Source organism: Phenylobacterium sp. RIFCSPHIGHO2_01_FULL_69_31, assembly GCF_001824475.1.
In the GTDB taxonomy this organism is placed as follows: Bacteria; Pseudomonadota; Alphaproteobacteria; order Caulobacterales; family Caulobacteraceae; genus Phenylobacterium.
Genome location: NZ_MHXN01000031.1, coordinates 96521 through 117162, shown reverse-complemented (window position 1 = coordinate 117162; position 20642 = coordinate 96521). Strand labels below are relative to the sequence as shown.

Genomic DNA, 20642 nt, shown 5'->3' with positions numbered 1-20642 from the left:
TCCCTCATCGCCCGCCCGGCGCGTGTGGCCATTCCGGTGCGACGAACGGGCGGAAAAGTGCGACGAGGCCGCCGTCAGGCCCCGCGGATCTCGGCCTGGGGGTACAGCTGTTCGAACTGACCCATGGCCTGGGGCGTGAGGCTGACGGAGAGGCGCACCGAGCCGTCCTTGCCCTCGTTCCGCTCGATGACCCGGCCATGGCGATAGAGCCAGGCGATGGCGGCGCCGTCCCCGGCCGGCATGTAGACGTCCACCGGCGGCGCCTCGTCGACCAGGCCGGCCACCGCGGCGAGAAGCGCCTCGCAGCCGTCGCCCGTCACGGCGGACACCAGCACGGCGGGCGGGCTGGCGCGCCGGGCGTCACTGACCGCCTCGTCCCGCTCGTCGGCCGGCAGGAGGTCGGCCTTGTTCCAGACCTCCAGGATGCGCCGTTCGTCCATGTCGACGCCCAGGCGGCTCAAGACCGCACGCACATCCGCGGCCTGGGCCTTGGTCTCTTCGCTGGCGATGTCGCGGACGTGCAGCACCACGTCGGCCTCGCGCACCTCCTCCAGCGTGGCGCGGAAGGCCTCCACCAGCTCGTGCGGCAGGTCCGAGATGAACCCCACGGTGTCGCTCAGGATCGCGGGCCGCCCATCCGGCAGCTTCAGCGAACGCAGGGTCGGGTCCAGGGTGGCGAACAGCATGTCCTGCGCCACCACCTCGGCGTTGGTCAGCCGGTTGAACAGCGTCGACTTCCCGGCGTTGGTGTAGCCCACCAGGGCCACGGTCGGGAACGGCACGCGCCGGCGCGCCGAACGCTGCAGGGTACGGGTTCGGCGCACCTCCTCCAGCTCGCGCTTGAGCTTGCCGATCTTCTCGGCGATCAGCCGCCGGTCGGTCTCGATCTGGGTTTCGCCCGGGCCGCCCATCACGCCGAAGCCGCCGCGCTGGCGTTCCAGGTGGGTCCAGGTGCGGACCAGGCGCGAACGCTCGTAGGTCAATCGCGCCAGCTCGACCTGCAAGCGGCCTTCCCGCGTGCGGGCGCGGCGGGCGAAGATTTCCAGGATCAGTCCCGTGCGGTCGATGACCTTGGCGCCCCAGGCCTTCTCCAGGTTCCGCTGCTGGACGGGCGTCAGCGCGTCGTCGATGACCACGACGTCCAGTTCCTCGACCTCCACCAGGACCCGGATCTCCTCCACCTTGCCCTTGCCGAACAGGGTGGCGGGCGTGAGCTTGCGAAGGCCCACGATCATGGTCTCGCGGACCTCGAGGTCGAGGGCGAGGGCGAGGCCGGCGGCCTCCTCCAGCCGCGCCTGCGGATGGCGCGCGCCGTCGCGGCCCTCCCGGTCGGGATGGATCACCAAGGCGCCCTGGACGGGCGCCTCACGGTCTACGGATGTGGTGGAGCTCAATCGCCCTCGTCGTCAGCCGGTTCATAGAGCTGAACGGGCTGAGCCGGCATGATGGTGGAGATGGCGTGCTTGTAGACCAGCTGGGACTGGCCGTCCCGGCGCAGCAGGACGCAGAAGTTGTCGAACCAGCTGACCACGCCCTGCAGCTTGACGCCGTTCACCAGGAAGATGGTGAGCGGGGTCTTCGACTTCCGCACGCTGTTGAGGAAGGTGTCCTGCAGGTTCTGTTTCTTGTCGCTCACGGCTTTCCGCCTTTTCGTTTTGATCGGGCGGAAGCTCCGCCCACACACAAGGTCACGCTAAGCCGCAAAACGCGGCTGTTGCAATCGCAGGCTGACGTCAGATCGCCGAAGCCTTCGCGCGCTCGATATAGAGGCGTCGGAGCTTCAACGCCACAGGTCCCGGCGCGCCGTCGCCCACAGGCTTGCCGTCCACCGCCACCACGGGCAGCACCAGGCTGCCGGCGCCGGTGATGAACGCCTCCTTCGCGGCCCGCGCCTCGTCAGGCGTGAAGGGCCGCTCCTCGACCTTCAGCCCCGCCTCGCGCGCCACGTCGATGAGCGAAAGGCGGGTCACGCCGCGCAGGATGTTGGCGTTGGTGTCGCGGGTGCGCAGGATCCCATCGCCGTCGACGATCCAGGCATTGGACGAGGCCCCTTCGGTGACCAGCCCCAGGTCGTCCACGAACCAGGCCTCAACGGCGCCGACCTCGCGGGCCTTCTGCTTGGCCAGGGCGTTCGGCAAGAGGCCCACCGTCTTGATGTCGCAACGCCCCCAGCGGTTCTCGGGCGTGGTGACCACGGACACGCCCTTGGCCGCGCGCGCCTCGGTGGCGTCCCGGTCCACCCGGCTCACCGTCACCACCACGGCCGGGGCCACGTGCGCCGCCGGAAAGGCATGGTCGCGCGGCGCGACGCCCCGGCTGACCTGGAGATAGACCAGGCCCTCGCGGACGCGATTGCGCCGCACCGTCTCCCGCAGCACGGTCGTCAGGGCCGCGCGGCTCATCGGCATGGGGATGCGCAGCTCCGACAGACTGCGCTCCAGCCGCGCGAAATGCCCCTCGGGATCGGCCAGCTTGCCGCCGAACAGGGCCCAGACCTCATAGACCGCGTCGGCGAACTGATAGCCTCGGTCCTCGATATGGACGACGGCCTCCGCCTGATGGACGTAGCGTCCGTTCACATAGGCAATGCGCCCCAACTCTAGGCCTCCTCGGCTTCCAGCGACCGGGCGCCCGACAGGCCCAGGGACTTCAGCTTACGGTGCAGCGCCGAACGCTCCATGCCGATGAAGGCCGCAGTACGTGAAATATTGCCCGAGAACCGAAGCATCTGGGCGTTCAGATACTCGCGCTCGAACACCTCGCGGGCCTCGCGCAACGGCAGGGCGATGATCCGCTCGGCGCCCAGCGAGGTCGTCTGGTCGTTCACCGAGGCCTCGGCCGGCAGCATGTCGGCGGTGATCGGGTCGGCGGGCGACCCCGAGGCCAGGATCAGCATCCGCTCCACATTGTTGCGCAGCTGGCGCAGGTTGCCCGGCCAGGCCCGAACCTGGAGCATGGCCAGCGCGTCGTCCGATAGCTTGCGGCGGGCCAGGCCGGAGGCTTCGCAGATCCGGTTGATGAAGTCTTCCACGAGGTCGGGGATGTCTTCGCGACGTTCGCTGAGGCCCGGGACGTTCACCGGGACCACGTTGAGCCGGTGGAACAGATCCTCGCGGAAGCGCCCGGCCGCGATCTCCTCGCGCAGGTCCTTGGAGGTCGAGGAGATCACGCGCACGTCCACCTGCACGTCGGCGTCGCCGCCCACCCGCCGGAACCGCTGCTCGACCAGCACGCGCAGGATCCGGCCCTGGGTCTCCCGCGGCATGTCGGCCGCCTCGTCCAGATAGAGCGTGCCGCCGTGGGCCCGCTCGAAGACGCCGATCTTGGCGGTGCGTCCGTTCGCCCCCTCTTCGCCGAACAGCTCCACGTCCATGCGTTCCGGCGTCATCCCGGCGGCGCTGATCGGCACGAACTCGTTGCGCGAGCGGTGGCTGGCGTCGTGGATCAGCCGCGCCACGGTCTCCTTGCCGGAGCCGGGCGGGCCCGAGATCAGCACGCGGCTGTTGGCGCCGGCCAGCTTGGCGATCATCTGACGCAGCTGCTGGGCGGCCATCGACTTGCCCAGCAGTCCCTCGGGCTGGATCGTCTGGGCCCGCAGCCGGCGGTTCTCCCGCCGCAGGTTGGTGGTCTCCAAGGCGCGCTCGACCACCAGCAGCAACCGGTCCGACTTGAACGGCTTCTCCAGGAACTCGTAGGCGCCGCGCTTGATCGAACTGACCGCGGTCTCGATGTTCCCGTGGCCCGAGATCATGATCACCGGCAGGTCGGGGTCCAGCGCCTTGACCATGTCGAGCAACTCCAGGCCGTCCATGCCGCCGCCCTGCATCCAGATATCCAGGATCAGCAGCGCCGGCTTGCGCGCCCGCACCTCGGCGAGCGCGCTCTCGGAGTCGGTCGCCGTGCGAACGTCATAGCCTTCGTCGGTCAGGATTCCCGCGACCAGCTCGCGGATATCCGCCTCGTCGTCGACCACCAGAACGTCAGCCGCCATCAGTCCATCCTCATTTGGCCGTAACGGCCGCGGTGGGTTTCGCAGCGCGCGGCGCCGGGGCGGCCGGCAGGCGAAGAATCGCCAAGGCCCCCTGCCCGCTCCGCGCGTCGGCCAGCTCCAGCTCGCCGCTGTGGTCTTCCAGGATCCGCTTCACGATCGCGAGCCCGAGGCCCGTGCCCTTTTCGCGGGTGGTCACATAGGGTTCGGTCAGCCGGTCGCGATCCTTGGCGGGCAGTCCGACGCCATTGTCCTCGACCTCGATGGCCACCGAGGCGTCCTCGACGACCAGCCGGGCGGTGATCCGCCCTTTGAGGCGCGGCGATTTCGCGCGGCGAGCCTCGACGGCCTCGGCCGCGTTCTTCAGGACATTGGTGAGCGCCTGGCCGATCATCCGGCCATCCGCATAGAGGATGGCGTCGGCCTTGGGCTCTTCGAGCTCCACCACGAAGTCCGGGCTGGCGACCCGCTGGGCGAACACGGCGGCGCGCAGCAGCTCGCCGGCCTCCAGCTTGTCGAACTTCGGCGCCGGCATCCGGGCGAAGGCCGAGAACTCGTCCACCATGCGGCCGATGTCGCCGACCTGGCGCACGATGGTGTCGGTGCAGCGGTCGAAGATCTCGAGTTCGGACGGGGCGATGTCCTTGCGATACTTGCGGCGCAGGCGCTCGGCCGAGAGCTGGATCGGTGTCAGCGGGTTCTTGATCTCGTGGGCGATGCGGCGGGCGACGTCGCGCCAGGCGGCGTTCCGCTGCGCCGCCACCAGCCGCGTGACGTCGTCGAAGGTCAGCACCAGGCCGCCTTCACTCTGGCTGGCGCGGACCCGCAGGCGGCGATTGTCGCGCCCGCGGGCGACGTCGATCTCCTCCTCGGCCTCGCCGCTCCGTCCGGCGGCGGCCAGCTCGGCGAACTCCGGAACGACCTCGGACAGCTTGCGGCCGCGCCCCTGCCCGCCCGGAAGCGCCAGCAGCACTTCGGCCTGGCGGTTGGCCACGGATATCCGGCCCTCCGAATCCAGGCCGATCACGCCCGCGCTCACCTCGGCGAGCACCGTTTCGATGAACTGCCGCCGCTCCTCGGCCTCTTCGCCGGCCCGGCGCAGGGCTTCCTGCTGCGCCTGAAGATCGTGCGTCATGCTGTTGAACGCGCGGGACAACACCGCGATCTCATCGGGATCGCCGTCGGCGTCGACACGCGCGCTGAGGTCGCCGCCGGCCACGCGCCCAGCCGCCTGCACCAGCCGCGCGACCGGCGCCGAGATGGCGTTGGCCGCGGTCAGCCCCAGCCACACCGCGCCCACCAGCACCAGCAGCGCCGTCTCGACGTAGCTCAGCGCGAAGATGGTCTGCACCCGCGCCCGGCTCTCCCCGATCTCCCGGTACGAGACCAGCGCGCTCTCCGCGTCGCGCAGGTTCGCCACCACGCCCTGTTCGAGCGGGCGGACGGCGTAGAGGTAGACATCGCCATAGTCCGGCAGGCGATAGAGCGCCCGGATCACATTGTCGGCGCGGACGAAGATCTCGCCCCGGTCCGCGGCGGCGAACGCGGAGGCCGGGAGGCCTTCGAAGGTCGGCGCGGCTGTCGCCTCCGCCCGCGCCATGACCTGCCCCTCGCGCGTCACCAGGTAGAGCGCCGGAAAGCCGTGGTAGGAGGCCAAGGCCGAAAGGGCCCGATCGAAGGCCCCGGCCTGGCCCTGCAGTCCCGCCGCTTCTCGGTTGAGGTCCTGGGCCATGGACGTAACGCGATCGGCCGTGTCGCGGGTCTGCTCCTCGATGTACGAGCGGAACACGGTGGCCGAGTTCTCGACGACGGTCTGGACCCGCTCGCTGAACCACTTGTCGACGCCCTGGCTAACCAGGACTCCGGAGAAGACGAAGACCACCAGGGCCGGCACCAGGGCGGCCAGCGCGAAGAGGCGCACGAAACGCACGTGGAGCCGCGCGCCGGCGTCGTGCGACCGCGCCCTCAGAAGTTCCAGGATGCGCAGCGAAACCGCCGCGATCAGGCCCAGGATCAGAACCAGGTTGAAGCCCAGGACCGTCAGGATCAGCTGGCTGGCCGGGCCAAGCGGCCCTTTGGCTGGCGGCGAGGCGGCGAGCAGGATCGCCAGGCCCGTCAGGCCCGCCGCGACGCTGTAGCCGACACCGAGCACGACGCGGGACTGAAGGGCGGCTCGGATCCGGCCCAGAGCCGGATGACGAAACGCCGGATGCGTGAGCAACGCCATTGCGCCCGGAGCCTAGGGAGCTGTGCTCCAAAATCAACAGCTATGTTGCCGCGTTGCACGGCAGCGGTTGTGGCCGAGGACCGGCCGTCGCGTATTAAGTGTCCTGGGCGCCGCCGGGCGCCGCGAGCTACCGCCGTCCGCGCGCCATTTCCACGCCGAGATCGTGAATCTTCTTCCGCAGCGTGTTGCGGTTGAGGCCCAGGATCTCGGCGGCCCGGACCTGATTCCCGCGAGTCGCGGCGAGCGTCAGCTGGATCAGCGGACGCTCCACCTCCTCCAGGACCCGGTCGTAGAGTCCCGCGGGCGGGATCCCATCCGGCTGGTCGGCGAAGTAGCCAGCAAGCTTCTGCTCCACGAGCTGGGACAGCGTCGCCGGGCCTTCCTGCCCCTGCACCGTCGGCTGTTGGTCGGCCAGCTCCTTCTCGATGATCCGGGCGGTGATCAGGTCTTCGCCGTAGAGCGCGCAGACCCGGCGGACCAGGTTCTCGAGCTCCCGCACGTTGCCGGGCCAGGCGTGCCGCTTCAGCCGTTCCAGGGCGTTGGCGTCGATGGTCTTGGCGGGCAGGCCCTCGCGATTGGCCCGCAGCAGGAAGGCCCGCGCGAGATCCGGAATGTCCTCGGCGCGATCGCGCAGCGGCGGGATGCGCAGCGGCGCGACGTTGAGGCGGAAGAACAGGTCCTCGCGGAACAGCCCCTGCTGGATCAGCGCCCGCAGGTCGCGGTTGGTGGCGGCGATGATCCGCACGTTCGGACGCCGGCCCGTCTTGGGATTGAGCGCCGGCTCGGAGCCGTCGATCACCCGCAGCAGGCGCGTCTGGGCGTCCAGCGGCATGTCGCCGATCTCGTCCAGGAACAGGGTGCCGCCGTCGGCGTCGATCAGCTTGCCGGCGTCGCCCTCCTCCTTGCCGAAGAGCTCGCTCTCGACGCGTTCGCGCGGCGTTGCGGCGAGGTTGATGACCACGAACTTGCCGTCGCGGCGGCGGCCCATGTCGTGCAGCGCCCGGGCGACCAGCTCCTTGCCGGTGCCGCTCTCGCCGGTGATCAGCACCGTCAGGTCCGCGCCCACCAGCCGGGCGATGGTGCGGTAGACTTCCTGCATCGGCGCGGAGCGGCCGATCAGGGGCAGGCGGTCGTCGCGCACCGCTCGCGCCTGCGCCTTCGACGCCTCCGCATCGGCCGGCCGCGACAGGGCCCGGCGCGCGGCCGAGGTCATGTCGTCCAGGTCGAAGGGCTTGGGCACATATTCGAACGCCCCCACCTCGGCGGCATTGACCGCCGTGATCAGGTTGTTCTGGGCGCTCATCACGATGACCGGCAGCTTGGGCCGCTGCTTCTTGATGCGCGGGAGGACGTCGAAGACGTTCTCGTCGGGCATGACCACGTCGGTGACCACGAGGTCGCCCTCGCCGTCCGTCACCCACTTGAGCAGGGTCGTGGCGTTGCCGGTGGCCCGGACCTGGTAGCCCAGGCGGGTGAAAGCCTGGGACAGGACCAGCCGGATCGAGCTGTCGTCGTCGGCGATCAGGATCTTCTTGGATGCGGCGTTCATCTAGATGGCGTCCTCATGCGCCGCGATCGGCAGCAACACGCGGAAGACGGTGCGGCCGGGCTCGGACTCGAAATCGATCAGGCCGCCGTGACCGGCGACCAGCTTGGCGACCAGCGCCAGGCCGAGGCCCGCGCCGTTGTTCTTCGAGGTGACGAAGGGCTGGAAGAGGCTCTCGCGGATGTGCTCGGGCACGCCGGGGCCGTTGTCGACGACGCGGACCTCCAGCGGCGCGCCACGCAGCGCCTGCCCCTTGGCCGACCGCACCCGGACCCCGTGGCGATAGGCGGTGTGGATCGACACTTCGCCGCGGCCGTCGCCGCGCGCATGGGCGGCCTCGGCGGCGTTCTTCACCAGGTTCAGGAAGATCTGGATCAGTTGGTCCTCGTCGCCCGGCACCGGCGGCAGCGACGGGTCGTAACTCTCCTTCAGGCCCAGGCCCTCGGCGAAGCCGTTCGTGGCCAGCGCCCGCACGCGGTCGAGGATCTGGTGGATGTTGATCGGCGTCAGGGTGGGTAGGGCGTCGTCGGAGAAGGCCTCCATCCGGTCCACCAGCCGCCGCACCCGGTCGGTCTCGTCGACGATGAGCTGGGCCAGCGGGGCGTCCTCGGCCTTGGCGCCCGACTTCAGCAACTGTGCGGCGCCGCGGATGCCGGCGAGCGGGTTCTTGATCTCGTGCGCCAGCATGCGGCCCAGGCCGACCAGGGAGCGCAGGCCCGCGGCCTCGTGGGCGCTGCGCTCGTTGCCCAGGCCGTTCTTCACCGTGAGCGTCAGCAGGACCGAGCCGTCGCCCAGTGGCGCGGCCGCGCCGTCGGCCTCGAACGGCGGCAGGCCGAACAGGCTGATGTGGACGCCCCGCTCGCGGACCCGGGCGTCCTCCTCGATGGCCCGGTTCAGCAGCGAGACCAGGGCGGAGCCGGGCGGCAGGGCGGCGCGGAACCGGCCTCGGGCCAGCAGGCCCAGCCCCTGCCCGAACAGCGACTCTGCGGCCTCATTCACGGCCACAAGGGCGCCGTCGGCGTCGACCACCAGCGACGGATCCGGACTGAGCTCGAAGGCCGCGGCCTTCAAGGCGTCCATGCCCACGCTCTTGTCCTGGAACTTCGTCTTCCCACTCATGCGGCGAGCCTGTGATCTGGAGGTCCCCAGAGGGCTTGCAGCCCCCTCTCGACCGATCGGGCGTCCTCCAGACGGCACAGGGCCGCGCGCGCTTCTCTCCGGGCCTGCGCGTCGGCGGGCCAGGGGGCGTTTTCGATGTAGGCGGCCAGGTGCTTGCGGAAGATCCGCAGGCCCAGGCGTTCGCCATAGAATGCAAGGCTCTCGCGCAGGTGCGAGATCGCGATGGCGAGGCGCTCTTCCGCGGCCGGCTCCTCGAAGGGCCGGCCATCCAGCTCCGCCTCCAGTTGGGCGGCGATCCACGGCTTGCCGTAGACCCCGCGCCCGACCATCACGGCGTCGGCGCCGCTGGCGTCCAGGGCGGCGCGGGCGCTGCGCCCATCGACGATGTCCCCGTTGGCGATGACCGGGATCGAGACCGCGTCCTTCACCGGCCGGATGGCGGCCCAGTCGGCGGCGCCCTTGTAGAACTGGCAGCGAGTGCGCCCGTGGACCGTCACAGCCTTCACCCCGAGCGCCTCGGCGCGGGCGGCCAGGTCCGGCGCATTGCGGCAATCGTTGTCCCAGCCCAGCCGCATCTTCACCGTCACCGGGACATCCACGGCCTCGACGGCGGCGGTCATCAGCTCGGCGGCCAGATCGGGCTCGCGCATCAGGGCCGAGCCGCCGTGGCCGCCGGTGACCTCGCGCGCCGGACAACCGAAGTTAAGGTCGATGATCTCGGCGCCCGCCGCGGCGGCCAGCCGCGCGCCCTCGGCCATGGCGACCGGATCGCGGCCCACCAACTGCACCACCATCAGCGGCAAGCCTTCGCCCACCGCCGCGCGGCGCACCACGTCGGGACGGCCCTTGGAGAATTCGGCGCAGGCGACCATCTCGGTCGCCACATAGGCCGCGCCCAGCCGGCTGGCGGCGCGGCGGAACGGCAGGTCCGAGACGCCGGTCATCGGCGCGATCCAGACGCGGCCGCCGACCTTCACCCCGCCGATGTCGAGTACGCTGCTCATTTTATAGACAGGCCCATCGCTATCTTTTTAGGCAGATGTCACCGCTAACGTAAAGCCGGAAAGCTGGACACGCCCCGCCAGTTTCGTATGAGCGCCTGTATGAGTTTCTCCGCGGTGATCGTGGCGGCCGGTGAAGGGCTGCGGGCTGGGCCGGGCGAGCCGAAGGCCTGGCGCGAACTGGGCGGACGGCCGATCGTGCGCTGGTCTGTCGAAGGCCTGCTGGCCGCCGGCGCCGCCGAGGTCGTGGTCGTGGTCGCGCGCGACCGGTTGTCGCAGGCCGAAGTCGCCCTCGCCGGCCTCGAAGGCTGGAAGGCGGTGACGGGCGGCAAGACCCGCGCCGAATCCGTCCAGGCCGGCCTTGCGGCCCTCACGGCGAAATCGGCTCAGCCTGTATTGATACACGACGCCGCCCGACCGTTTGTCGGTCGCAGCCATGTGGATCGACTGCTGGCCGCGCTGGACCTGGCCGACGGCGCCATCCCCACCCTGCCCGTCCCCGACACCCTGAAGCGCGGCGACGGCCTCGTCGACGAGACGGTCTCCCGCGACGGCCTGTGGCGGGCCCAGACGCCGCAGGCCTTCCGGTTTGGCAAGCTCAAGGCCGCCTACCGCCGCTGGCCGGCGGGCGAGGAGCCAACGGACGATGCCTCGGTGATGGAGCGCGCCGGCGGCCACGTCGCCATGGTCCCGGGCGACCCGATGCTGATGAAGCTGACCTACCCGGAAGACTTCATGCTGGCCGAGCAACTCTGCGCCGGGCGGCGGATCGTGCGCATGGGCCAGGGGATCGACGCGCACCGGTTCGGGCCGGGCGATGTGGTCTGGCTCGGCGGCATCCGCATCCAGCACGACCTGGGCCTCGTGGGCCACTCCGACGCGGACTGCGCCCTGCACGCCCTGACCGACGCGGTGCTGGGCGCCATCGCCGACGGCGACATCGGCGAGCACTTCCCGCCATCGGATCCCCAGTGGAAGGGAGCTTCCTCCGACCGCTTCCTGCTGCACGCGGTGAGCCGGGTGGCGGCCCTCGGCGGCCGGATCCTGAATGCGGACCTGACCCTCGTCTGCGAGCGGCCCAAGATCCGGCCGCACCGGGACGCCATGCGGGCCCGGATCGCCGAGCTTCTGGGCCTTCCCATCGACCGCGTCAGCGTCAAGGCGACGACGACGGAGGGGATGGGCTTCACCGGCCGCGAAGAAGGCCTGATGGCGCAGGCCGTCGTGGCGGTCGAGACCCCGCTCTAGCTCACGGCAGCCACGTCCACCGGCTCTTGAGGTGGGCGTACAGCGAACCGGCGAGGTTGGTGTAGTCGTCGGTCCAGGGCTTGGCCTTGAAGGGATCGCCCCAGCGCCACTTGCCGGAGGCCATGAAGGCGTCCAGCGCCGCCTTGTTCTTGGCGATGATCACGGCGTCCTCCGACGATTCCCAAGTGCCGTCTGGGTCCTGCTCGGGCGCGACATAGTTCTGGGCCAGCGACCAGCCCCCGGCGGCGCGGGCCACGGCCTGGGCGGGGTGCATCAGGTCCAGGTTTCGGTTCGACAGGTGCAGGATCAGGATGCCGTCCGGCTTCAGCTTGGTGAGGTAGCCGCGCACCGCCTCCACGGTGAGCAGGTGGGCCGGCACGGCGTCGGAGGAGAAGGCGTCGATCAGCAGGATGTCGAAACTGCCCGGCGGCTCCTTGGCCACCGTGAGGCGTGCGTCGCCGATCACGTAGTCGACCAGGCTCTTGGCGCACAGGGTAGTATAGCTGAAGTTCACCGGATCGCTCGCGATCCGCACCACCAGCGGGTCGATCTCGTAGAAGCTGAGGTGGTCGGTGGCCCGCACGTAGCCGGCGACCGACCCCGTGCCGAGGCCGACCGCCCCGATCCGCAAGGCCGGCGAAGCCTTCTGCTTGGCCACGAACACCTGACCGATCGGGGTGTTCGGCGTGTAGTAGACCATCGGCCGGCAACGATAGCGGGGGTCCTGCGCCTGGGCGCCGTGTAGGGTCGTGCCGTGGGCCAGCATCTTCACCTGCCCGATGCTGGGCACATAGGTCTGCGACAGCTTCAGCACGCCGAAGAAGCTGCGCCAGCTCTGCCGCGTGTCGGTCCGGTCGGCCGCCGCCTCCGCCGCATAAGTCAGCACGGCCAGGACAGCGAAGAACAGCAGGGCGTGTCGCCGCACCATGAACGCCGCCAGCATGGCCAGGACCAGCAGCGTCTTCATGCCCATGTCGAACAGCTCGGACTGATCGAAGGCGCCGACGACGGATTCTGTGGTCATCCGGCCGCCCGCGAAGGTCACGGCGATGGGCGTGGCGATGGCCGCGCCGACCCCCACGATCAGCATCGCCCAGCTCCAGCGGGGAATGCGGTTGAGGTCGCCCCACGGCCGCGCGAGGCACGAGAGCGCCAGCACGATGGGGTACTCCCACACGTCGTTGAAGATCACCGGGGCGACGAAGGCGTTGAATGCCCCGCCAACGACGCCGCCGAGCGACAGGCAGAGGTAGAACTCGGTCAGGTGCGCCGGGTCCGGCCGGTGGGCCACCAGCCGCTGGTGACACATCAGGGCGGTGAGGAAGAACGCCGCCAGGTGGACGAAGAGCTGAAGCGGCAGGTTCGTGGCCTTGAACGGCAGCAAGGCGACGCAGGCCGCCGCCGCCGCCGCCTGCAGGGTCAGCGTCAGCGCCGGCGGGATGGCCGGCCGCTCCTGGAAGGCGATGATGAAGGTCACCAGGTACAGGGCCAGCGGCGCCACCCAAAGGAAGGGCGCCGAGGCCACGTCGGTGGTGATGTGCGTCGTCACCCCCAGCATCAGGCTGGACGGAATGGCCGCCAGCGCCACCCACCCTGCCCGCCTGGCCCAGGAAGGCGCCGGCGCCGTCGCTTCCACCCGTACGACAGCCGCCGAGCGGACGCGCATGACGGCGAGCGCCAGGGCGCCGATGATCAGGACGAAGAGCCCGTACCCTGCGCTCCAGCCATAGCGCTGCTCGGCCAGTGACGTCAGCGGCTCCACCACGATGGGATAGGCCAGGAGCGCGATCAGGCTGCCGAGGTTGCTGGCGGCGTAGAGGACGTAAGGCTCCTTGCCCTCGGCTGCGCCGATGGTTCGCGCATGCCATGCCTGCACGAGTGGGGCGGTCGCCGACAGGATCGCAAACGGCGCGCCGATGGAGAGCGTCAGGACGGCCAGCAGCCACAGGTTCGGATGGTCGGACGATGGCGGCCCCACTAGTTCGTTCACCCGCAGGGGCAGGGCCACCGCCGCCACGAGCAGCGCCGCGATGTGGGCGATCGCCTGGCCGCGCACCGAGGGAATTCGCTGCAATAGGTGGGCGTAGAAGTAGCCGGCCAGCAGCGCGAGCTGGAAGAACGCCATCGAGGTGTTCCAGACCGACGGGCTTCCGCCCAGCAGCGGCAGGACCAGCTTGGCCACCATCGGCTGCACCAGGAACACCAGCGCCGCGCTGGTGAAGACGGTGATGGCGAAGAGCGCCGGCGGCGCGGTGCGGGCCTGGGCCCCGTCGGCAAGCGTGGTCATTGGGTCTCGAATCGCCTTGTCGATGGGGGCGGGCAATGCTCAGTTCGCCCGGAGTAGAGGGACCTTCAAGCTGATGTTCAACCTGGAGATCGTGACCCTGGCGCGCCTCCTGATCGACGAGGCGCGGGAACGATCCCTGCGCATCGTCACCGCCGAAAGCTGCACCGGCGGCCTGGTGGCCGGCGCCATCTGCTCGATCGCGGGATCGTCCGACGTGTTCGAGCGCGGCTTCGTCACCTATTCCAACCGCGCCAAGCAGGAGCTGCTGGGCGTGCCCGGCGACCTGATCGCCGACCTCGGCGCCGTGTCGGAGCCCGTGGCGCGAATGATGGCTGAAGGCGCCTTGGAGGCGTCTAACGCCCACCTCGCCGTGGCCATTACCGGGGTTGCGGGCCCAGGCGGCGGCACACCTCTGAAGCCCGTAGGGACGGTCCATATCGCCACCGCCCGGACCAACCAGCGGCTCGTGCATGAAGAACACTTCTTCGAGCAGGACACCCGCGAAGGGGTCCAACTCGCCGCCGTTCAAGCGGCGCTCCAGATGATGCGGGACCGGCTCACCTGAGCGAAGCGCCGCACCTCGTCCGCGCCCTGCGCCGCCGCGACCTCACGGGCATCGTGCTGAACGCCATGATCGGGGCCGGAATGCTGGCCGCCCCGGCGAAGGTCTATGCCCTCGCCGGCGGCTGGAGTTTCGTGGTCCTGGCCGCCGCGGCGCTGGCCCTTACACCGCTGATCCTCTGCTTCGCCGACCTTTCAAGCCGGTTCTCCGGCACGGGCGGGCCCTATCTCTACGCCCGGGCGGCCCTACCCGCCCTGCCTGCCTTCGCGGTCGGCTGGCTGATGTGGTTCAGCCAGGCGATGTCGGTCGCCACGCTGTCGGCGCTGTTCGTCACCTATCTCGCCGGCTTCGTCCCGGCGCTGGAGTCGGGCGCGCCGCGCTATCTGACCATCGGCTTACTGGGCGTGATCCTGACCAGCATCGTCCTGGTGGGGATCCGCCAGTCCGCACGGGCCAGCAATGTCCTGATCGTACTCAAGTTGGGTTTCGTCCTCGCCTTCGCCGCGGCCGGCGTCGGGTTCGTCCAGGCGGACCGGCTGGCGATCGATACGTCCCTGCCCACCGCCGTCCCGTTCGCCCAGGCGCTGCTGATCTACCTCTTCGCCTATTCCGGCTTCGAGCGCGGCTCGGTCGTGGCCGGCGAGGCGCGTGACCCGCAGCGGGACGTGCCCGCCGCGCTGATCGGAGGGGTCGCCGCGGTCACCTTCGCCTACGCCGCGGTCCTGCTGGTTTGCGTGGGCGTCCTGGACAGCCCGGCGGCGAACGACCGGCCGCTCGCCGAGGTGGGCCGGCAGCTTTTCGGCGACGCCGGAGCCATAGCCGTCTCAGCCGGGGCTCTCGCCGTCATCGTCGGCACGATCCTGGTCATCACGATTTCCATGCCGCGCATGCTGCTGGCGCTGTCCGAGCAGGATCAGCTCCCGCGCTGGCTGGGCCACGTCCATCCCCGATGGCGCACGCCGCACGTGGCGATCGTGATCTCCAGCATCCTGGGCTTCGGGTTCGCGATGGCCAGTGACCTGCTCACCGCCCTCACGATCGCCACCGCGGCGCGCCTGACCGGCTACATCCTGTGCTGCATTTCCCTGTGGCGCATGTCGCGGCGCGCCGACGCGCCCGAGCCCCGGTTCTCCCTGCCGTACCGGGGGCCTATCGCCCTGTTCACCGCGGCGCTGTTCACCGGCGTGCTGCTGCTGGGGGCGACGAAGGAGCTGCCGGCGCTCCTGGTTGTGCTCGTTGCCGGCCTGGTGCTCTGGGTCTTCAGCCGTAAAGCGCCTTCGCCCGGTCCTCGAAACAGCCCATGAGCCGCTCCACCGCGTGATGGAAGTTGGCCGTCAGCAGGCCCTCCAACAGGCGCGACTTGAACTGGAAGTCGATGTCGAACTCGATCCGGGTCCCGGCCTCGTCCTCCAGGAACCGCCAGGTATTCGTCAGCCGCCGGAAGGGTCCGGACAGCAGGCTGACGTCGATCCGGCGCTCGACACTGTCGCGCCGCACGCGCGTAGCGAACCGCTCCTTGAGGAACGAGAACCCGACGCCCGCCTCGGCATCCAGGCTGTTGGCGCCCTCGCCCAGGTCGCGCGCGTTCCAGGTCCGCATCGAGCTGATCCAGGGCACGAATTCGGGATAGCGGTCGACGTCGCCCACCAGGGCGAACAGCTGGTCCGGCGTATAGGGCAGCAGCCGTGAGACGTGGTGGTGCAAGCTAGGCGGCCGCCTCTTTCGCCCGCCGCGCCTCCTGCAGGCGGGCGAAGTCCTCGCCGGCGTGGTGCGACGAGCGGGTGAGCGGGCTGGCCGAAACCATCAGGAACCCCTTGGCCCGGGCGATCTCCTCATAGGCCCGGAACTCGTCCGGATGCACGAACCGGTCGATCGGCGCATGCTTGCGCGTGGGCTGCAGGTACTGGCCGATGGTGATGAAGTCGACGCCGGCCGAGCGCATGTCGTCCATCACCTGCATGACCTCCTCCTTCGCCTCGCCCAGGCCGACCATGATGCCGGACTTGGTGAACTGCGTCGGATCGCGCTCCTTCACGCGTTCCAGCAGGCGCAGCGAGTTGTAGTACCGGGCGCCCGGGCGGATCGAGAGATAGAGCCGCGGAACCGTCTCGAGGTTGTGGTTGAAGACGTCAGGGCGGGCGTCGATGACCTCGTGGACCGCCTCGATCGGCTTGCGCAGGAAATCCGGCGTCAGGATCTCGACTGTGGTGGCGGGCGAGGCCTCGCGGATGGCCAGGACCACGGCCGCGAAGTGGGCCGCGCCGCCGTCGGCCAGGTCGTCGCGGTCCACCGAGGTGATCACCACGTGCTTCAGCCCCATCTTGGCCACGGCGTCGGCGACGCGCGCGGGCTCGGTGGGGTCCAGGGCGTTCGGCTTGCCGGTGGCGACGTTGCAGAACGAGCAGGCCCGCGTGCAGATCTCGCCCATGATCATCATCGTCGCGTGGTTCTTGGACCAGCACTCGCCGATGTTCGGACAGGCGGCCTCTTCGCAGACCGTGACGAGGCCGTGTCCCTTCACGATGTCCCGGGTGGCGTTGTAGCCAGTGGAGCCCGGCGCGCGGACCCGCAGCCACTCCGGCTTTCGCAGGATCGGCGAATCCGGCCGGTTCTGCTTTTCGGGATGCCGCGGACGGCGCTGGTTCAGGGTGTCGATGACCACGGCCATGGCCCCTAGATCGTCCGTCCGGGCCTTCGGATCAAGCGCGCGTACGGTCGCGCCTGTCGCCAGGCGGGCTTCACGCCTCGTTACCGATCTTTTCAGCCGGCGCCATGGGCGATAGGTTCCCCGCAACGAGAACACTGGGAGGCGAGCGCCTTTGACTCCGTTCGACAGCGCCGAGGCGCAGTCTTCGATCTTCGATGCGCTGCTCTCCGCAGCGCGGAAACATGGGCTGAAGAAGCCGATCCTGGAGGACCAGGAACGCAACCCTCTCACCTATCTCGACCTGATCCGGGCGTCCTTTGCCCTCGGCCGGAAGATCGCCGCCTTCACCCGTAAGGGCGAGCGCGTGGGCGTGATGCTGCCGTCCAGCTCGGGCGGAATCGTCACGTTCTTCGCCTTGCACGCCTTCGGCCGCGTGCCGACGATGCTGAACTTCACGGCCGGGATCCGGAACCTGAAAGCGGCCTGCGACCTGGCCGGTATCAAGACCGTGCTCACCTCCCATCGCTTCGTCGAACAGGGCAAGCTGCACGACCTGATCGACGCCCTCGAGGACAAGGCCCGGGTGGTCTATCTCGAGGAGGTGCGCCAGACCGTGGGCTTGGCCGACAAGCTGTTCGCCGCCGCGGCAGGCGCGATGCCGAAGAGGTTCCGGACGCCCGTCGCCCCCTCCGACCCCGGCGTCATCCTGTTCACCTCCGGCAGCTTCGGCGCGCCGCGCGGCGTGGTGCTCAGCAACGCGAACCTCGTCTCCAACTGCCGGCAGATCAACCAGCATATCCCGCTCGACACCAACTGGGTGTTCTTCAACCCGCTGCCGATCTTCCACGTCTTCGGCCTGACGGGCGGGGCGCTGCTGCCGCTGCTGACCGGCCTGAAGACCTTCCAGTATCCCTCGCCCCTGCACATCAAGCAGATCCCGCCGCTGGTGAAGGACAGCAAGGCGAACGTGCTCTTCGCCACCGACACCTTCATCAACCAGTACGCCCGCTCGGCCGCGCCCGGCGAACTCAGCGGCCTGACTTTCGTCGTCTGCGGCGCGGAGAAGGTGCGCGAGGAGACCCACAACCTGATCACCGAGAAGTTCGGTCCGATCCCGCTGCTGGAAGGCTATGGCGCCACCGAATGCTCCCCCGTGATCGCGGTGAACAAGCCGACCGACAACCGGCGCGGCACGGTCGGCGGGCTGCTCCCGGGCATGGAGACCCGCCTCGAGCGGGTGGACGGCATCCCCGGCGGCGGCAAGCTGCTGGTCCGGGGCCCGAACGTTATGTCCGGCTACCTGCGCCCGGACGGCGGCATCGATCCGCCGACGGACGGCTGGCACGACACTGGCGACGTGGTCTCGCTGTCCGATGACCACTGGATCAAGATCCTGGGTCGCGTGAAGCGCTTCGCCAAGGTGGGCGGCGAGATGGTCTCCCTGACGGCTGCGGAGGACCTGGCGGCGGCCGTCTGGCCCGACTGCCGTCATGCCGTGGTCGCCCTGCCCGATCCCAAGAAGGGCGAGCGCCTGATCCTGGTCACCGATCGGCGCGACGCCGACCCGGCTCCGCTGATTCTGCATGCCCAGCAGATCGGCGCCCCGGAACTGGCGGTGCCCCGAAAGATCATCCGCGTGCAGGAGATCCCGGTCCTGGGCACGGGCAAGACCGACTACGTCGCGCTGCAGCGTATCGTGGACGCGGAGATGCGACGCGCCGCCTGACCACGAAGGAACCGATCATGCCGAATCTCGCCGTCTGGGCGCCGCGGGCGCTCGGCCTGCTGCGGATCGTCGCCGCGCTGCTGTTCATGGAGCACGGCCTGATGAAGCTGGTCGGCTTTCCCGCCCCGCAGCCCGGCGCGCCCGATCCCCTGCCGCCCCTGCTGATGGCGGCGGCGGTGATCGAGGTCGTGGGCGGCGGCCTGATTGCGCTGGGCCTGTTCACGCGGATCGCGGCCTTCGTCTGCTCGGGCCAGATGGCGGTGGCCTATTTCATGGCCCATGGCAGCCAGGGCTTCTGGCCGGCCCTCAACGGCGGCGAGGCGGCGATCCTGTTCTGCTTCATCTTCCTCTACCTCGCCTGCGCCGGCCCGGGGGCCTGGAGCCTGGACGGGGCGGTGAGGAAGCGGACCGACTGACCGCCTAGAGGTGCAGGACCATCCCGTAGGCGTCGAGCGAGGCCTCGTGCATCGCTTCGCTCATGGTCGGATGCGGGAAGACGGTGGCCTGCAGCTCGGCCTCGGTCGCCTCCAGGGTCATGGCCAGGGTGAACCCCTGGATCATCTCGGTGACCTCGTGCCCGATCATGTGCGCGCCGATCAGGGCGCCGGTCTTGCCGTCGAACACCGTCTTCACGAAGCCGTCCAGCTCGCCCGCGGCGATCGCCTTGCCGTTTACCCGGAACGGGAAGCGGCCGACCTTCGGCTCCAGCCCCTTCTCCTTCGCCTGCGCCTCGGTAAGGCCCACCGACGCCACCTGCGGGGTGGTGTAGGTGCACCCCGGGATCGGCGAGGTCAAGTTCGTGGGCTTCAGGCCGGCGATATGCTCGATGCAGTGGACGCCCTCGTGGCTCGCCTTGTGGGCCAGCCAGGGCGGGCCCGCCACGTCGCCGATCGCATAGAGGCCGGGCACGCCGGTGGCGCCATGGGCGTCGGTGACCACGTGGGTCTTCTCGATCTTCACGCCCAGGGCCTCCAGACCCATGTCCTCGACGTTGCCGACGATCCCCACCGCCACGATGGCCACCTCGGCCTCCAGGGTCTCGGCCTTCCCGCCGGCCTCGATCTCGAGGCTCACGCCCGACTTGGTCTTGGTCAGCTTCTTCACATTGGCCGGGACGCGGAACTTGATGCCCCGCTTCTCGAACGCCTTGTGCGCCGCCTTGGAGACCTCCTCGTCCTCGACCGGCAGGATGCGCGGCATCATCTCGACGACCGTCACGTCCGAGCCCAGGGCCCGGTAGAAGCTGGCGAACTCCATGCCGATGGCGCCCGAGCCGATGACCACCAGGGTCTTCGGCGCGGACTTGGGGACCAGGGCCTCGCGATAGGTCCAGACCCGCTCGCCGTCCGGCTCCAGGCCGATGGCGGGGATCGTCCGGGCGCGGGCGCCGGTGGCCAGGATCACGTGTTTGGCGGTCAGCTTGCGGTCACCCACGACGACCGTCGGGGCGCCCTGCCCCTTCTCCAGCCGCGCCGTCCCGGTGACGACCTCGATCTTGTTCTTCTTCATCAGGAAGGTGACGCCGGCGTTCAGGGTGGCGGCCACCTTGCGCGAGCGCTGCACGACGGCGCCGAAGTCGAAGCCGCGCTTCTCCACCGACAGGCCGTAGTCCTTCAGGTGGTCGAGCTGTTCGTACACCTCGCCGGACTTCAGCAACGCCTTGGTGGGGATGCAGCCCCAGTTCAGGCAGATGCCGCCCAGCTCCGCCCGCTCGACGATGGCGGTCTTCATCCCCAGCTGCGAGGCCCGGATGGCGGTGACGTAGCCGCCAGGGCCCGACCCGATCACGACGACGTCGAACGCATCAGCCATCAGAGCAAAGCCTCGATCGCGCCTTCCAGCGCCTTGGGTTCAACATTAGGGGCGTAGCGGCCGGTCACCTGGCCGTTCCGGTCGACGAGGAACTTGGTGAAGTTCCACTTGATCCCTTCGGTGCCCAGCACGCCTTTCTTGGCCTTCTTGAGATAGGCGTAGAGGGGGTGGGCCTGCGGGCCGTTGACGTCGATCTTGCGCATCATCGGGAACTGGACGTCGTAGGTCAGCGAGCAGAAGTTCGCGATCTCCTCCGCGTCCCCCGGCTCCTGGGCCCCGAACTGGTTGCAGGGAAAACCGAGGACCACCAGCCCGCGGTCGCGGAAGCGCCTGTAGAGTTTTTCCAGCCCCTCGTACTGACGGGTGAAGCCGCACTTGCTGGCGGTGTTGACGATCAGGACGACCTTGCCCCGATAGTCCGCCAACGGCGCGGGCCGGCCGTCGAGCGTCTCGGCGCTGAAGTCGTAGATGCTGGTCAA

Annotated in this window: 18 protein-coding genes; 5 read left to right on the top strand and 13 right to left on the bottom strand. The window is 69.5% G+C overall.

What is annotated here, in order from left to right:
* Positions 1-74: 74 nt before the first annotated feature.
* From hflX to dusB, 8 genes are all read right to left on the bottom strand, one after another.
* The gene (hflX, locus tag A2790_RS15955; RefSeq protein ID WP_293393548.1) at positions 75-1394 is read right to left on the bottom strand and encodes a GTPase HflX; all 1320 of its coding nucleotides are present in this window, start codon (positions 1392-1394) and stop codon (positions 75-77) included.
* Positions 1391-1636, bottom strand: a complete 246-nt coding sequence (hfq, locus tag A2790_RS15950; RefSeq protein ID WP_068875468.1) for an RNA chaperone Hfq — start codon at positions 1634-1636, stop codon at positions 1391-1393. The genes hflX and hfq overlap by 4 nt, the downstream gene beginning before the upstream one ends.
* 97 nt (positions 1637-1733) lie before the next feature.
* Positions 1734-2597 carry a D-amino-acid transaminase gene (locus A2790_RS15945; protein ID WP_293393547.1) on the bottom strand — a complete coding sequence of 288 codons (864 nt, stop codon included), beginning with the start codon at positions 2595-2597 and terminating at the stop codon, positions 1734-1736.
* 2 nt (positions 2598-2599) lie between these two features.
* Entirely contained in the window at positions 2600-3991 is a 1392-nt protein-coding gene (locus tag A2790_RS15940; RefSeq protein ID WP_293393546.1) for a sigma-54 dependent transcriptional regulator, read from the bottom strand.
* A 10-nt stretch (positions 3992-4001) separates the two neighbouring features.
* A complete protein-coding gene (locus A2790_RS15935) occupies positions 4002-6215 on the bottom strand; it encodes a PAS domain-containing sensor histidine kinase (RefSeq protein WP_293393545.1) in 2214 nt (737 codons plus the stop codon).
* A gap of 127 nt (positions 6216-6342) precedes the next feature.
* The gene (gene ntrC / locus A2790_RS15930; protein ID WP_068875465.1) at positions 6343-7764 is read right to left on the bottom strand and encodes a nitrogen regulation protein NR(I); all 1422 of its coding nucleotides are present in this window, start codon (positions 7762-7764) and stop codon (positions 6343-6345) included.
* Positions 7765-8841, bottom strand: a complete 1077-nt coding sequence (locus tag A2790_RS15925) for an ATP-binding protein (RefSeq protein ID WP_293393775.1) — start codon at positions 8839-8841, stop codon at positions 7765-7767. It lies immediately after the preceding gene.
* 35 nt (positions 8842-8876) lie between these two features.
* Positions 8877-9884 carry a tRNA dihydrouridine synthase DusB gene (gene dusB / locus A2790_RS15920; protein ID WP_293393544.1) on the bottom strand — a complete coding sequence of 336 codons (1008 nt, stop codon included), beginning with the start codon at positions 9882-9884 and terminating at the stop codon, positions 8877-8879.
* Between the two features lie 99 nt (positions 9885-9983).
* On the opposite strand from dusB, the gene A2790_RS15915 reads away from it, so the two are divergent.
* Entirely contained in the window at positions 9984-11129 is a 1146-nt protein-coding gene (locus tag A2790_RS15915; RefSeq protein WP_293393543.1) for a bifunctional 2-C-methyl-D-erythritol 4-phosphate cytidylyltransferase/2-C-methyl-D-erythritol 2,4-cyclodiphosphate synthase, read from the top strand.
* Position 11130: 1 nt separating this feature from the next.
* Here A2790_RS15915 and A2790_RS15910 read toward each other — a convergent pair whose 3' ends face one another.
* The gene (locus A2790_RS15910; protein WP_293393542.1) at positions 11131-13416 is read right to left on the bottom strand and encodes a fused MFS/spermidine synthase; all 2286 of its coding nucleotides are present in this window, start codon (positions 13414-13416) and stop codon (positions 11131-11133) included.
* A 73-nt stretch (positions 13417-13489) separates the two neighbouring features.
* Between A2790_RS15910 and A2790_RS15905 the strand changes: the two genes are divergently transcribed.
* On the top strand, positions 13490-13981 hold the full coding sequence (locus A2790_RS15905) for a CinA family protein (protein WP_068875460.1): 492 nt from the start codon (positions 13490-13492) through the stop codon (positions 13979-13981).
* Entirely contained in the window at positions 13978-15282 is a 1305-nt protein-coding gene (locus A2790_RS15900; RefSeq protein ID WP_363081122.1) for an APC family permease, read from the top strand. The genes A2790_RS15905 and A2790_RS15900 overlap by 4 nt, the downstream gene beginning before the upstream one ends.
* On the opposite strand, the gene A2790_RS15895 is transcribed toward A2790_RS15900, so the two are convergent.
* Entirely contained in the window at positions 15239-15682 is a 444-nt protein-coding gene (locus tag A2790_RS15895; protein WP_293393540.1) for an SRPBCC family protein, read from the bottom strand. The two genes, A2790_RS15900 and A2790_RS15895, sit on opposite strands and share 44 nt — an antisense overlap.
* Before the next feature lies 1 nt (position 15683).
* A complete protein-coding gene (gene lipA / locus A2790_RS15890) occupies positions 15684-16646 on the bottom strand; it encodes a lipoyl synthase (protein WP_293393538.1) in 963 nt (320 codons plus the stop codon).
* A 151-nt stretch (positions 16647-16797) separates the two neighbouring features.
* Between lipA and A2790_RS15885 the strand changes: the two genes are divergently transcribed.
* Positions 16798-18351, top strand: a complete 1554-nt coding sequence (locus A2790_RS15885) for an AMP-binding protein (RefSeq protein WP_293393536.1) — start codon at positions 16798-16800, stop codon at positions 18349-18351.
* Positions 18352-18368: 17 nt separating this feature from the next.
* Positions 18369-18767, top strand: coding sequence for a DoxX family protein (locus A2790_RS15880; RefSeq protein WP_293393534.1), 399 nt, complete (start codon positions 18369-18371; stop codon positions 18765-18767).
* Between the two features lie 4 nt (positions 18768-18771).
* Here A2790_RS15880 and lpdA read toward each other — a convergent pair whose 3' ends face one another.
* A complete protein-coding gene (gene lpdA / locus A2790_RS15875; protein ID WP_293393532.1) occupies positions 18772-20163 on the bottom strand; it encodes a dihydrolipoyl dehydrogenase in 1392 nt (463 codons plus the stop codon).
* Positions 20163-20642 (bottom strand): glutathione peroxidase, encoded by a 480-nt coding sequence (locus A2790_RS15870; RefSeq protein WP_363081078.1) that lies wholly within the window; start codon positions 20640-20642, stop codon positions 20163-20165. The genes lpdA and A2790_RS15870 overlap by 1 nt, the downstream gene beginning before the upstream one ends.